This is a genomic window from Streptomyces sp. BRA346, from assembly GCF_052851135.1.
The window spans coordinates 1-13,128 of sequence record NZ_JAIWIH010000077.1 but is presented as its reverse complement, the minus strand read 5'-3'; the positions used below and the strand labels follow the sequence as shown (position 1 = coordinate 13,128).

General features: G+C 69.4%; 8 protein-coding genes. 2 read left to right on the top strand and 6 right to left on the bottom strand.

The window, feature by feature from the left end; genetic code table 11:
• From LCH29_RS42650 to LCH29_RS42630, 5 genes are all read right to left on the bottom strand, one after another.
• On the bottom strand, positions 1-1,989 hold a 1,989-nt coding region (locus tag LCH29_RS42650), incomplete at its 3' end, for a putative T7SS-secreted protein (protein WP_446467066.1).
• On the bottom strand, positions 1,989-2,408 hold the full coding sequence (locus LCH29_RS42645; RefSeq protein ID WP_446467065.1) for a hypothetical protein: 420 nt from the start codon (positions 2,406-2,408) through the stop codon (positions 1,989-1,991). The genes LCH29_RS42650 and LCH29_RS42645, both read right to left, overlap by 1 nt.
• Positions 2,409-2,920: 512 nt before the next feature.
• On the bottom strand, positions 2,921-3,916 hold the full coding sequence (locus LCH29_RS42640; protein ID WP_446467064.1) for a helix-turn-helix domain-containing protein: 996 nt from the start codon (positions 3,914-3,916) through the stop codon (positions 2,921-2,923).
• 518 nt (positions 3,917-4,434) lie between these two features.
• Positions 4,435-4,800, bottom strand: a complete 366-nt coding sequence (locus LCH29_RS42635) for a hypothetical protein (protein ID WP_446467063.1) — start codon at positions 4,798-4,800, stop codon at positions 4,435-4,437.
• A 361-nt stretch (positions 4,801-5,161) separates the two neighbouring features.
• Positions 5,162-8,791, bottom strand: a complete 3,630-nt coding sequence (locus tag LCH29_RS42630; protein ID WP_446467062.1) for an AfsR/SARP family transcriptional regulator — start codon at positions 8,789-8,791, stop codon at positions 5,162-5,164.
• 263 nt (positions 8,792-9,054) lie between these two features.
• Here LCH29_RS42630 and LCH29_RS42625 point away from each other — a divergent pair, with 263 nt between their 5' ends.
• Both LCH29_RS42625 and LCH29_RS42620 read left to right on the top strand, forming a co-directional pair.
• Positions 9,055-9,957 carry a hypothetical protein gene (locus LCH29_RS42625; protein ID WP_446467061.1) on the top strand — a complete coding sequence of 301 codons (903 nt, stop codon included), beginning with the start codon at positions 9,055-9,057 and terminating at the stop codon, positions 9,955-9,957.
• A gap of 116 nt (positions 9,958-10,073) precedes the next feature.
• Positions 10,074-12,371 (top strand): pentapeptide repeat-containing protein, encoded by a 2,298-nt coding sequence (locus LCH29_RS42620; protein ID WP_446467060.1) that lies wholly within the window; start codon positions 10,074-10,076, stop codon positions 12,369-12,371.
• A gap of 399 nt (positions 12,372-12,770) precedes the next feature.
• On the opposite strand, the gene LCH29_RS42615 is transcribed toward LCH29_RS42620, so the two are convergent.
• Positions 12,771-12,995: a hypothetical protein gene (locus LCH29_RS42615; RefSeq protein ID WP_446467059.1), complete on the bottom strand. Its 225-nt coding sequence runs from the start codon at positions 12,993-12,995 to the stop codon at positions 12,771-12,773.
• Between the last annotated feature and the right edge of the window lie 133 nt (positions 12,996-13,128).

Here is a 13,128-nt window from a genome sequence, read left to right as displayed (position 1 = left end):
GGCGATGCAGCGGTCCTGGTTGTCGTACGCGTAGTCGTACCGGCGGTCGTTGGTGTCGACCCACGCTATGACGCGGCGTTCTTCGTCGTATTCGAAGCGCAGGGGGAGGCCGGAGGAGCCCGTCACGCCGGTGAGGTTGCCGTCCGTGTAGGCGTAGCGGATCAGCTCCTGGTCGCCACCGTCCTCCGCCGCGCCCGCCAAGTGGAGGGCGGTGATCCGGCCCTCGGCGGTGCTGAGCTTCAGCTCGTACCCGGCGCTGTGCGCGAGCGCGGTCGGGGTGCCCTCGGCGTCGTACTCGAAGGTGATCCAGTGGCCGGAGCGGTCGGATATCTGCTCCAGCAGCGCGACCCCGTCGCCACCCGGGTCCACGTCAAGCGGCCCAGCGAAGTGGCGGACGTGACCGGTGGCGGGATCGGTGAGGGTGTAGTCGCCATGAGGGTCGCGTTCGAGAGGCCAGCGGGGGCCTGCTTCGGGGAGGGTCGTGACATCCGGGGCCGGGTGAGGGTAGGACAGCAGCAGACCGTCCTCGCTCACGAAGACGACGCCCTCGGCGTCGATCTCCAGCCGCTGGTCCGCCGTGCTCGACCAGGACGGGCCGAACCAACGACCGACCCGGTAGCCGGACTCCACCTGGCGGCGGAACACCAGCGGCAACGCGCCCGGCAGGGAGACATCGGTCTGCGGGAGGTACATCTTCCCCGTCGCCAGGTCGACCGGGTCGGTTCCGTCGCTGCACTTCTTCTTCGGCGGTGTGGTGTTCTCCCCAGGGCCACGGTGTTTTACGGCCTTGCGCCCTGTGCCCTCGGCCGTGCGTGCAGCTTTGCGAGCCAGCCCGGCGGCTTTCCCCGAGCCGCCGGTGAGCGCGGACTCGGCGATGAACGTACCCACGTACTCTTGCGGGTCCTTGAGGAATGTGGACCATTCCGACTTCAGAAACTTCTTGGGGTCCTTGGCGGCGGTGATGAGCCCGTTCGCGGTGCTGTTGAGATTGGTGACGTACTCACCGGGGTGCGTGATGTTGTAGGGGTTGACCAGGCTGGTCTGCTTGCTCCAGTTCAACAGCCCGGCCCCGCCCTTGACGAGTCCAGCGACAAGATGCTCCGCTCCCAGCAGGTTCCCCTTGACTCCGCTGCGGGCCTGGGCGCGGTATGAGGGTTTGGGCGGCGCCGCTTCGCGTGCGGCCTCGACCGCCTTGACGGCGGCGCGTGCGGCCTCGTCGCGCTGACGGCGTGCTTCGTGCAGGGTCTCCTGCGCCTCGTCCATCTTGGCCTTGCCGGGATCGGTGGCCGGAGGCTTGTCGGGCAGGCTGTCGGGGTCACGCTCGTCGGCCGCGGTGGCGTTGTACTTGTCGACGGCGTCGTTGTAGGCGTCGACCTTCCCGCGATGCGCCTCGGAAGCTGCCTTGGCCTTCTTGTACAGGCGGATCGCTTTCCTGGCTTCGCTCTGGGCCCACTTGACGGTGCCCGCGAAGTCTTCGAGGGCGGTGCCCGCTTTCTCGCAGGCATCAGCGGCCTTGAACCACCTCGGAGGCTGAACGTCCACCGAGGCACGGAACGCGTCGGCCGCCTCGCCCTTCAGATGAGCGGAGTCCAGCGCCTTGAGACCCTTGCCGACGGCGGTGAACGCCTTGTCGAAGTCCTTGAGGTGCTTGGCGGTGGAGCGCAGTTTCGAGGGGCTGCCGTGGATGAGTTTGTTGGCTTCCTCAGTCTCGCCCAACTGGTCTTCGGGGACATTTCCGCCGGTCTTGTTGCTGACGTAGTCCCCGGCTTTGCGGGTGTAGTCGGCGGCCTTGTGCCAGCCCCAGTCGTCCATCTTTCCCGCGGCGGCGTCCGCGCCGGAACGGAGCAGTTCGCCGCCGCCTTCGATGGCGCCTTCGACCTTGTCCTCGACGGGGTCGGGAGTCAGGTCCTTGAGGGTGTCGGTGGTGTTGTCAGTGAGTTTCTTCGCGCCGCTCTCCAGCGCGTTCATGGCGTCTCCGAGGCCACCCATCAGCCGAAGAGCCCCGTGCCGGCGTCCAGGTAGCCCTGCTGGGCGAGTTCCTCCTTGGTGGTGTGCGGGTTACTCGCCGGTGAGACGGCCTGGATGCCCTGCTTGAGAGTGGTGGAGCGGTACTCGTCCTCCTCGAACGTGCCGCCGGCGGCCAGCCCCAGCGCCTGGGCCACGTCGTCGGCGTCCGCCATGAGGCCCCGTACGCCCCACTCCCACTCCTCGCAGAAGCCCTCGAACGCCTCGGCGAGGCCGTCGTGGCCTGCCTCCATCTTCGACAGTGGCATCTCGTTGAAGCCGCTGCCCTGGGCGGCGTCATCGGCGGTGCCGATCTCCCGGAGTTCGTCCAGGGCGGAGGTGATGCCCTTGGTCAACCGCTCGACGGTCTCCTTGTCGACCCGCAGATCCGCGTTGTCCCCCACTGCAAATCCCTCCCCGTTTTGTGCCATGCCGCGCTGGTACGACGGCGCCTTGGGCCGGCGGAATACGACGGAGTCGGCTGACCGCATCTTTCCCGGGCTGGCCGGGAGGAGTTCCTGGCCCGCTCGTGGTCGTCTGCGTCCGCGGCGTCCCTGGTGCGTCGTGCTGCCCCTTCCCTTCCGCTCCTGGGTGCGGGGGCTGCGCCGCAGGTTGGCTGCCGGTCTCACGGCAGTCGTCGGCTACCCAATGGGGCTTGCGACCGCCTGACCGTCCGCTGCGTCGTGTCAAGGCGCCCGCAAGGCCCGTCCCCCGGAGTGCTCGCTGGTCGTCCCCTCCTACCTTGGGCGTTTCGCTGGTCGAACCTCTCGGTTTGTGTGCTGGCAAGCGTGGAAGTCCCATGCCTCGTCGGCCCAGCAGGCCCTCCCGCGGACCTGCGCGCCCCTTGAGCCGACAGGTACCTCAGCAGACTGCCGGGGCTGCAGTTGGGGAGTCATTAGCAGGGAGTGCGCAGTGCTTAGCGATGCGTCTCCGCTTGGATGCCGAGTGCTTGGTGTCGGTAGTCCCTGGGGGGCATGCCGTAGTGGGTGCGGAAGGCGCGGGTGAAGTCGGCGGCGCGGGTGAAGCCCCAACGTGTGGCGATCCGGTGCACGGTGACGTGGCACAGCGCGGGGTCGGCGAGGTCGTGCCGGGCGCGTTCGAGGCGTTGGTGGCGGATCCAGGCGGCGACGGTGGTGGTGCCTTCTTCCCGGAAGAGGCGGTGCAGGTAGCTGACGGAGATGTGGTGCGCGGCGGCGATCGCGCGGGGTGTGAGTTGGGGATCGGCCAGGTGCTGCTGGATGAAGGAGCGGATGCGCAGGGTCAGCGTCCGCTGGCGGGTTTCGGGACTGAGGGTGTTGTCGGTGTGGAGTTCGTGGGCGATCAGCGCGGACAGCAGGTCGACCAGGATGGTTCCTAACCGGGGGCAGTCGGAGGGCTGGAAGGAGCCGGTGTCCGTCGTGATGCGGGTGAGGAACGATGCAAGCAGGGCACCGAAGCCTTCCCGTGCCGAGAGTCTCTGCGCGAGCAGCTTGGTGACCTTGTTCTCGGCCAACGCCAGCGTCTCCATGGGAACTGCTACCCCTACCACCTCCACCGGGCGCCCGTCGCTGATCGCGTAGGAGTCGAACGGTCGCGAGAAGTCGACCATGCTCAGGTCGCCGGGGCCGGGTGTGGCCTGCTGTCCGGACTGGCTCACGCCCACGGTCCCGCGTTCGACGAGAAGCACATGGAGTAGTTCGGGAGCCGATTGCCGGATCAGCTGGGGAGTTCGGTGAAAGTGCACGGACTGGAAAGTCGTTGGCCGTACCTGCGCCGCGCCGAGTTCCAGCAGATGAACGGATGCCTGGAAGTCGTCAGCGTAGTCACTGCTGATGTCCATCGGCACGACCGTCTGAACCATGAGTTCACGCCAGTAGTCGAACCGGTCCGCGGCAGACACGTCCTCGCTTCGGAACACTGTCTCGTACACCATGGCTCCTCGCTGCCCTCCCGTTCAGTGCCTGTCCCACTCGCCTTCCCGGTCTCGAAGTGAGTTCGACAGCAGTAATGCGCCACGGATGGAAGCGCGTTTCGCCGGCTGGTTCCTGGCGCGTACCAGGCCCCGTGCCGATCCGGCTCGCTGCACGGGGCCCGGCGAGACGTGCCCCCGATGTCGCGGCCGTGGCAGGCGACGCGTGCGGTGGGTGCACCACGCGACAGGTCGGTGCGAGCATCGGCGATCGCGAAGGCCCGCCTGAGCCTCTCTGCCAGGACCGGTCGAAGGGGTAGAGGGGCGCCCGCTCGTCCCGCTGAATCAGCCGGGATGTGACAGCCGGGACGTGAACAGCCGTGGCGAGGTGGCACTGCGTCGCCGGGACGCTGGTCAGGCTCCGTCGACCTCGAAGTCGCGATCGGGGATGCTCGAATGCGCTCCGCATCGACAACAGCGCAGCAACGCCTCGTGCTGCCGACGGGCCATCGGGCTGAACGGCGGACCTGGCGTGAAAGGGACTATTCATCCCAGCGCAGGCACTGTCCGGCAACCCAACTCCTTGTGCCGGCGATATGCGCCCAGTCCCTTCCGCCGCCGCACTGGCGGAAGGACCCGCCCTTTTTGATCTTGTTGATGCAGACGCGTTTGTTCTTCCCCACCCAGCCGGTCCGGTGATACGACTTCCCTGGGCCGCTGCGCTTGGCCAGCTTGATCTTCGCCCTGTGGTGATAGCACTTCTGTAGTTGTGCGTTCTGTCCCGCTGACGCGACCGTCGTGCTGCGGTCGGGCGAAGCCACCGTCTGATTGCGGTCGGCGAGAGCGGGGCTGGCCGAGGTCGCGAACATGCCTGCGGCCAGGGCCCAGAGAACGGCTGTCTTCTTCATGCGAGTCACGTCGACTCCTCCATGTGAGACGGGGCTGGATGTCCGAGCTGCGTGTCACGTCCCTGTCGTGGCTCCCGCAGCCCGGACATCACCGAGTTCACCCACCGCGACGTTGTTTGGCAGCCCGTCTGAGCTGGTCTGATCAATCGGACTGCGCTCGGCCCTTCCTGCCGACGGCATTGCCGTGGCCGCTTAATAGATCCGCGTTGTCGCCCACTGCGAAACACTCCCAGTACGTCGTCGCCTCCCACCGTGGCTCATGGGGTTGGACGTTTCGCTGGACGAACCTCTGGGCCGGCGCTGGCGAGAGCGGAGGACGGGCGCCTCGACCCGTCACCCGTCACCCGTCACCCATAACCCGTCACCCGGGCGCGGGGGCGCCTATCTCCGCGAGGATCGACAGGGCGTGGTCCCGGCTGGAACGCGCGGCCTGCCGGCTGCCCACCGCTTCCACCAGGTCCGCCCAGGCCATCAGGGTGTCTGCCTCAGCGTGCCGGTCGGTGATGCGCCGTTGGATGGTGAGGGCCGCTTTCAGGTGCCGTTCGGCATGGTCGTAGTGCCCGAGTCCGGTGCGGGCCTGTCCGAGACCGGTGAGGGCCATGGATTCCGTGAACGGTTCGGCGGTCTGCCGGGCCAGAGCGAGGGCTTGGCGGTTCCACGCCGCGCTCTGGCGCGGTTGCCGCCGGGCGTGGGAAGCGAGACCCAGCGTGATCATCGCCATGGCTTGGCCGTGCGGATCGCCGAGCTTCCGGGATTTGGCCAAGGCGCGCAGGGCGGTTTCGTGGCAGCTGTCGGGTCGCCCGGCGGTGAGGCTGATCAGGGCCAGGCCCAGGATGGCGCTGGACTCGCAGTGCTGGTCCCCGGTCGACCGGGCGACCTCGAGCGCCTTCCGGAGGTGCTCACGGCCTTCGTCAGTGCGCTCCAGTCGCCGGCAGAGGTGTCCGAGGGAGGCGAGAGTCCACGCTTCGGTCTGACGGTTCTTGATGCCGGCGCTGAGCGCGAGGGCCTGGTGGAGGAGTTCCTCGCCTCGGAGGTAGTCGCCCGTGACCCACTGCACGTATCCCAGGCGGTGGAGTGCGATGGCCTCGCCACGCCGGTCCGAGAGCCTCCGGAACACGTCGAGCGCGTACAGGTGGTGATCGCGCGCGGCATCGGGCCGACCGAGGTGCCACGCCGCGAGCCCGAGCCCGTGGCGGGCGATCGCTTGTCCGCGGAGGTCGCCGCTCTGTTTGAACAGGGCGAGTGCCCGTCCATGGTGGCGTGCGCACTGCCGGTAGTTGCCGAAGGCCCAGTGCGCCACGCCGACGTTGGTGGCTTCGTGCGCTTCTCCCCGGCGGTCACCGGTCGCCCTGAACAGGGCAGTAGCCCAACGGTGTTCTTCGGCGCTTTGTCGGTGCTGCCCGGGGACGAACCGGTTCGCTGTCCCCATGCCTCCGCGCGCCCGGGCCTGTCCGTGCCGGTCCGCGATCTTCGTGAATAGGGCGAGGGCACGCCGGTGCTGCTCACGGCTCTGCGGATAGCGCCCGAGGGCGTACGAGGTGCGGCCGAGCCCGATGAGTGCCTCGGCCGCACCGGGCACGTCCCCCTCCTCTTCGGACAACGTCAGAGCGGCGTGGTACTGAGCCGCACTCTCCTCGTGTCTGCCCAGACCGTCGTACATGCCGCCCAGGTCCCGCAAGGTCTGTGCCTCCTTGGCGGGGTCCGGCATCCGGCGGGCGGCCTCCAGGCCCAGCCGCAGGCCTTCGTGGCTGTGGCCGGCGTAGGCGTGCTGTACCAGGAATGCGTGGGCCGCGGTCGCCAGCCGCCAGGTGCTGTGGTGCCATTCGGCAGCCGCGGCCGCACGCGAGACGGCCAGGAGGTTCGCGCGTTCCCGTTCCAGCCAGTCGAGTGCGGAGCCCGAGTGGGACAGCGAGGCGGGAAGGGCCGTGGGGTCCGTGGGATCGTCGCCGGTGGAACCCGTAGCGGAACGGCTGCCATTCTCGGGCAGGCGCCGCCACCAGGGTTCCAGGGCGTGCCGGGCGGTCTCGGCCGCGCGACAGTACCAGTCCACCAGGCGTCGTACGGCGGTGCGCCGCTCCGGCTCGTCATCCTCGGCGCGGGCGAGTCCGGCGGCGTACAACCGCAGCAAGTCGTGGTAGCGGTACCGGCCGAAGGTGTGCTGCTGGAGGAGATGTTCGTCGAGCAGCGACTCCAACTGCCGCTCGGCCTGCGCGCAGGTCGTGCCCAGGAGCGCACCCGCCGAGGAGGGTGTGACGTCGTCGCCCGGGTGGAGGGCGAGCAGCCGGAACGCCCGCCGCAGCTCGGCCGACAGGGAACGGTAGGACAGCTCGAAGGCGCTGTCGACCGCCCGCGTTCCGACGGTGAACTGCCGCAGCCGTTCCTCGTCGGCTTCCAGCCGCCCCACCAGCTCCGCCACCTTCCACGCCGGACGGGTGCGCAGCCGCCGTGCCGCCAACGCGATGGCCAGTGGTAGCCGCCCGCTCAGCTCCACCAGACGCCGCGCGGCTCCGGAAACGGGCTCGTCGAGCGAACGGCCGGCGACACGAGCGAGCAGCGACAGGGCTTCCTGCGTCGAAAAGGCGCCCAGCCGTACGGCGTGTGCGCCGTCCAGCCCGGACAGCACCCGGCGGCTGGTGATCAGCAGCGCGCAGGAAGGGTTCCCCGGCAGCAGCGGCCGCACTTGGTCCTCGTCGGCCGCGTCGTCCAGCACCACCAAGGCGCGCTTGCCGGCCAGCCGGTCGCGGTACAGCGCCGAACGTGCCTCGACTCCCACGGGAATCTGGTTGCCGGGGACCCCCAGCAGACGCAGAAGGTCCTCCAGCACATCGGCCGGGTCCGCCGGAGGACGGCTGGGGGAGAAGCCCTTGAGGTCGGCCCACAACTGCATGTCGCCGAAGAAGCCTTCGGCGACGAAGCGGTGCGCGGCGTGCACGGCGAGCCGAGTCTTGCCCGCCCCCGCCATCCCTTCGACGACCGCGAGGGACACCGCCCCGTCCTCTCCGTCGGAGGGAGCGGCATGTCCGCACAGCGTCCGGTGCAGCTGCTCCAATTCCGCTTCGCGTCCGACGAATTCCGGTATGTCCATGGGGAGCTGATGAAGGCCGGAAACCGATTCCGGTTCGGGAGCCGTGGCACGTGGCGAACCCGGTCGGCGAAGCCGGTGCGCCGGTCGCGCGTGCTGGGACAACGAGGGGTCCGAGCGCAGTATGCGGGTGTGCAGCCTCTGGATTTCCGGGCCAGGGTCCACGCCGAGTTCGGCGCACAGGAGGCGTCGTGTCTCGTCGTACACCTCCAGCGCCTCGGCCTGTCGCCCGCACCGGTACAGAGCCAGCATCAGGTGCGCCCGTAGCCGCTCACGGAGCGGGAACTCGGCCGCCAGCCCCGTCAGTTCGGCTACCACGTCCGCCTGTCGTCCCAGCTCCAGATCCGCTTCGATCCGTTCCTCCAGCACCGTGGCGCGCCACTCGGTGAGCCGGTCACGCTCTCCGTCCAGATAGGGGCTCGACACATTCGCCAGGACCGGCCCGCGCCACAGCTCCAACGCCTCGTACAGATGAGCGGCGGCTTGCTCCAGGCTGCCTTCGGCCCGCGCGGCGCGGCCGAGCGTGACCCGTTCCTCGAAGACGTGCAGATCGAGTCCGCCCGGCTGGACGGAGAGCACGTAGCCGCCCTCGGACCACCGCAGGATCTCCGACCGGGCTCGCGGCTGCCGCCCCGGATCAAGCACGCGCCGCAGACCGGAGACGTACTTCTGCAGCTGATTGACGGCATACGCGGGTGCGGGCTCGCCCCAGACGGTCTGGACGAGCGTTTCCCTGCCGACGAGTTGATTCGCGTTGAGGAGCAGCACCGCCGCGACGGCGCGTCTGCGCGGGCCCCCGAGATCCAGCTGCCGGTCGCCGCACCAGACGCGTACCGGTCCGAACAACTCGAAGCGCAGCGATCCGTGCAGCGATTCGCGCAACGATCCCTGAGCGTGCCCAACCCCCATGCGGCCCCCTCCCGCCAAAGCCCGGCCATCCCGCGAAAGCCCGGCCACTCGTTTCCCTCCACCTTTACCAGTGTCCGACCCAGCGCATTGTCCAGCGAAACGCCCAAACGCGTCATCCAGGGTGGAAAGCCAGGGCGGGGGAGCCGGCAGCGACTGCCCCGGGCGGTGCTTCGGGGGTGCCCGGGGCAGTCGCGACGGACAGTCAGCCGATCGGCGGCCCGGCTACCGCACATGCGCAACGGAGGACGTATTCCATGGCTCAGTTGAGCAGACGCAACGCCCTCGTGGGCCTGACGGCACTGGGCACGACAGCGGCCATGGGCGGCACGGCGCGAGCGCGTGCGCCCCGCGGCCCGCGGCACACCGCGCCCCTGGACATCGTCACCGGAGAGGACGGCCTCTCGGCCCCCTCGGACGCCGGCGCGGGAGCCGTCACCTTCCGGTTGCGGACCACGAGCGACCTGACCGGCGCCGTTGGTCTCGCCCGGCTTCGGCACGGTGTGACCGAGGCGGAGTTCCGCACCCGGCTGAGGCGCGTCTTCGCCACCAAGGGGCAGGAGAACATCGAGGCAGCCAAGGCCCTGATGGCCGCCGCCGAACTGTACGGCGGCGGCCTCACTCACGTCGGCACGGACACCGGGTTCACCGTGCAGCTGGAAGCCGGCCGCTACCTGATCTTCGAGTTCCTCGACTTCGAGGGTGCAAGGGGCCGCAACCCCGCGCCGGGGCAGGAGTACGTCCGCGTACTCACGGTGCACCAACCGCGGGAGCAGCGCTCGACCGCCCCACCCGCCGCCACCATCACGGCCTGGGAATCCCCCGGCCTGGGACCCCGCTTCGCCTTACGCGGACGGCTCAAGCGGGGCCGCCCCCTCCGCTATGTCAACCACATGCCGGGGCAGGTCGACGAACTTGCCCTGTACCCCCTCACGGACGACACGGTCACCGAAGACGACATCCAGGCGTACTTCGAGGGTGCTGTGCCCACGCCGCCCTTCGACGTCACCCGTTGGCTGGGCACCCCACCGCTCTCCCCGGGCCGGCAGATCGCCCTCGCCGCGCCCTGTTCCCCCGGCCGCTACGCCGCCATCACCTGGGTCACCAGCATCCACGACGCCCGTCCCCTGGCCGCCCACGGCCAGCACCGGATCCTCACCGTGGTTTAGTGGGGGGCATGTTCTGTCCCAGGAAGGGTGTCGAGTGTATTCGACACCCCAGCCGCCGAGCGCGCTGAACGGGCGGAGCCGCCGCACCTCATCACGAATGTCGGAGCTGCCAGGCCATGAGCACACCCCCGGCCCCCGCACCGACCACCGCGCCGTCCTGGCTGCACTGCGCCCACGGCGCCGACCCCGACACCGATCCCGTCGGCTGCCCCGGCGTTCATGTTCCCGGCCATACGGCGTGTCTGGCCCATGTGGGCGGCGCCGACCGCGATGAGTACCTCAGCGGTCTGGTTCCCGGCGCCGACATCGACCACCGCGGCACTCCGTTCACCGGAACGCTCCTCAACGCGCTCCTCCAGGCCCTCCAGGACCCCGCAACCGGAAAGCCGCACCTCGGTACCGCGCGGTTCGACGGCGCACGGTTCACCGACGACGCGGGGTTCCACCGGGCGTGGTTCTCGGGCACGGGTGAGTTCGGTGGGGCGCGGTTCTCGGGAGCGGCCAGGTTCGGCGGAGCCCATTTCTCCCGCGACGCGGGGTTCGACGGGGCTCAGTTCGTCAGCACGGCCTGGTTCGACGGTGCGCAGGTGGGCGGCAACGCGCTGTTCCGCCAGGCGCACTTCGCCGATGATGCCTGGTTCGGTGGGGTGCGGGTGTCGGAGACCGCCAGGTTCGGCGGAGCACACTTCGCGCGCGATGCAAGGTTCGGCGGAGCGCACTTCTCCGGCGGGGCCGGATTCGGCGGAGCGCGCTTCTGCGACACCGCTTGGTTCGAGGGGGCTCGGTTCGCCGATGTCGCCCGGTTCGACGGGGCGCTCTTCTCCGGCACCGCCGGGTTCGGCGTGGCACAGTTCGCCGAAGACGTCTGGTTCGGCAGAGCGCGGTTTTCGGGCAGTGCCGGGTTCGGCGGGGCACGTTTCTCCGGCACCGCCAGGTTCGGCGGGGCGGACTTCGGCGATGACGTCCGGTTCGACGGGGCGCACTTCGCCGGTCCGGCCTGGTTCGACGGGACGCAGTTCGCCGACGACACCCGGTTCCACCAGACGCAGTTCGCCGAGGTCGCCCGGTTCGGCGGGACGCAGTTCTCCGGCACCGCCGGGTTCGACCTGGCCCGGTTTTCCGGTGACGTTCTGTTCCATCAGGCCAGGTTCGCCGACGTCGCCCGGTTCGACGGGACACGGTTCTGCGGCACCGCCAGGTTCGAGGGCACGCAGTTCGCCGGTGACGTCTGGTTCCATCTGGCCCGGTTTTCGGGTGATGCCTTGTTCCCTCAGGCGCGGTTCGCGGCCATGCCGTGGTTCGGGCCGGTGGTGTGTGCGGCGACGGTTGATCTGTCCGGTGCGCTGTTCGAGGTGCCGGTGACCCTGGAGATCGCGGCAGCAGAGGTGCGCTGCGAGAGGACGAGATGGGAATCGACGGCCACCCTGCGCCTGCGGTACGCCGCAACGGACCTCAGCCACGCGGTGCTCTTCTTCCCCGTGGCCGTCAGTGCCCACCCCGTCCCCTTCACCCGCGGTACCACGACGGTGGACGAGGACCTGCTGGTAGGAGCCGAGCACGGCGTGCGGGTGGTCTCGGTGCGGGGCGTGGACGCCGCGTTTCTGGTCCTGACCGACACCGACCTGAGCGACTGCCTGTTCTCCGGAGCGTTCCACCTCGACCAGCTCCGTCTGGAGGGCCGCTCCACCTTTGCGCCCGCCCCTCCCGGTCTCCATCTCCGCCGCTCCTTTTGGCCTCACTGGTGGACCCGTCGACGCACTCTGGCCGAAGAACACCACTGGCGCGCGCAGACCGCCGACCGGCGGCCCACCCCGGGCCACTGGCGCCCGGGACCGCACCACCCCGACCCGGAGCTCACTCCGGGACCGGAAAACATAGCCGCGCTCTACAGGCAGCTGCGCAAGGCCTTCGAGGACGGCAGGAACGAGCCCGGCGCCGCCGACTTCTACTACGGCGAGATGGAGATGCGCCGCCACGACCGCGCCGGTACCCCGCCCGGTGAACGGAGCCTGCTGTGGGTGTACTGGCTGGCCTCCGGCTACGGTCTCCGCGCGTCCCGCGCCCTGGCCTGGCTCACATTGGCCGTGACCGTCACGATCGTGCTGATGATGGGTTTGGGCTTGCCCGAGTCATCCCCCGAGCAGACCGCGTCCGGCACGGTTCCCGCTGGTGGCGGGCGGGTGACGCTGACCGTGGACAAGCAGGATCCGCGGCTCACCCTGCCGGTCGGCGACCGCTTCAGCGCGAAACGCTTCGACAAGAGCCTCCAAGTGGTGCTGAACTCCGTCGTCTTCCGCTCCAGCGGCCAGGACCTCACCACGTGGGGCACCTACACGGAGATGGCCAGCCGCTTCACCGAGCCCGTCCTCCTCACCCTCGCCATCCTCGCCATGCGCAGCCGCATCAAACGCTGACGACCGTGTCCCGGGCACCCGCTTGGATGATGGCGACGGCCTCGGCACGGGTGCTCTGCGCAGGCGTATTCGGCAGCCAGGCCCCAGGTTGCTCCGGCAGTTGCGTGGCCGAGCGCCTTGTCGACCAAGCGGGTCGGCGTCGCCCGCGCCCGTTTGTCGGCGACTGCTGACACTGTGCAGCTGCCGCCAGCCGAGGGCTTCACCCCCCCACCGGCCGGTGAAGCTCGCTGAGTGTCGCCAGCACGATGTTTGCCCCGGCCTCTGTAGTCCTGTGGTGGAGCGGCGACCGCTGGCGACGCCGCTGGTCACAGCGTCGGCATCGAGGGCACTGCGGACATCGTGCTGCGCATCTCCGACGACGACGGGCCGCTTGCGGCCGAAGCTGTGCCCGTACTTCTCCTATGCCCGCTTGCGCGCCTGACGCACGAGGTCGGCTCGATCGTTGCGGTCGTCGCCGTAGCCGCCGACGGAGAAGTCGAGCCCGTCGCCCAGACCGAGGGCGGCCAGTTTGGTGATGGCGATGGGGCGGAGGTTGCCGGTGACCGCTGACTGGACGGTGTGGCGATCGGCGCACGACGCTATGGCCTCCCGGGCGCCGGGTAGAACGACTCCGACCTCTCGCATACGGCCCTTCAGCTCAATGGCCGCTGCCGTCAGCGTGAGGTTCCCCCGAGATGCGGGGAGGAGTGACAGGGGGTCAGATGGGTCTCATGAGAGGAGCCCAGACGATGCCTGCCCCGAGGAAGTACCCGCTGGA

Excerpts from the sequence above, each read along its gene's own strand:
- LCH29_RS42620 (WP_446467060.1), top strand. The coding sequence starts at position 10,074 with ATGAGCACACCCCCGGCCCCCGCACCGACCACCGCGCCGTCCTGGCTG.
- LCH29_RS42635 (WP_446467063.1), bottom strand. The coding sequence starts at position 4,800 with ATGAAGAAGACAGCCGTTCTCTGGGCCCTGGCCGCAGGCATGTTCGCG.
- LCH29_RS42640 (WP_446467064.1), bottom strand. The coding sequence starts at position 3,916 with ATGGTGTACGAGACAGTGTTCCGAAGCGAGGACGTGTCTGCCGCGGAC.
- LCH29_RS42615 (WP_446467059.1), bottom strand. The coding sequence starts at position 12,995 with ATGCGAGAGGTCGGAGTCGTTCTACCCGGCGCCCGGGAGGCCATAGCG.
- LCH29_RS42630 (WP_446467062.1), bottom strand. The coding sequence starts at position 8,791 with ATGGGGGTTGGGCACGCTCAGGGATCGTTGCGCGAATCGCTGCACGGA.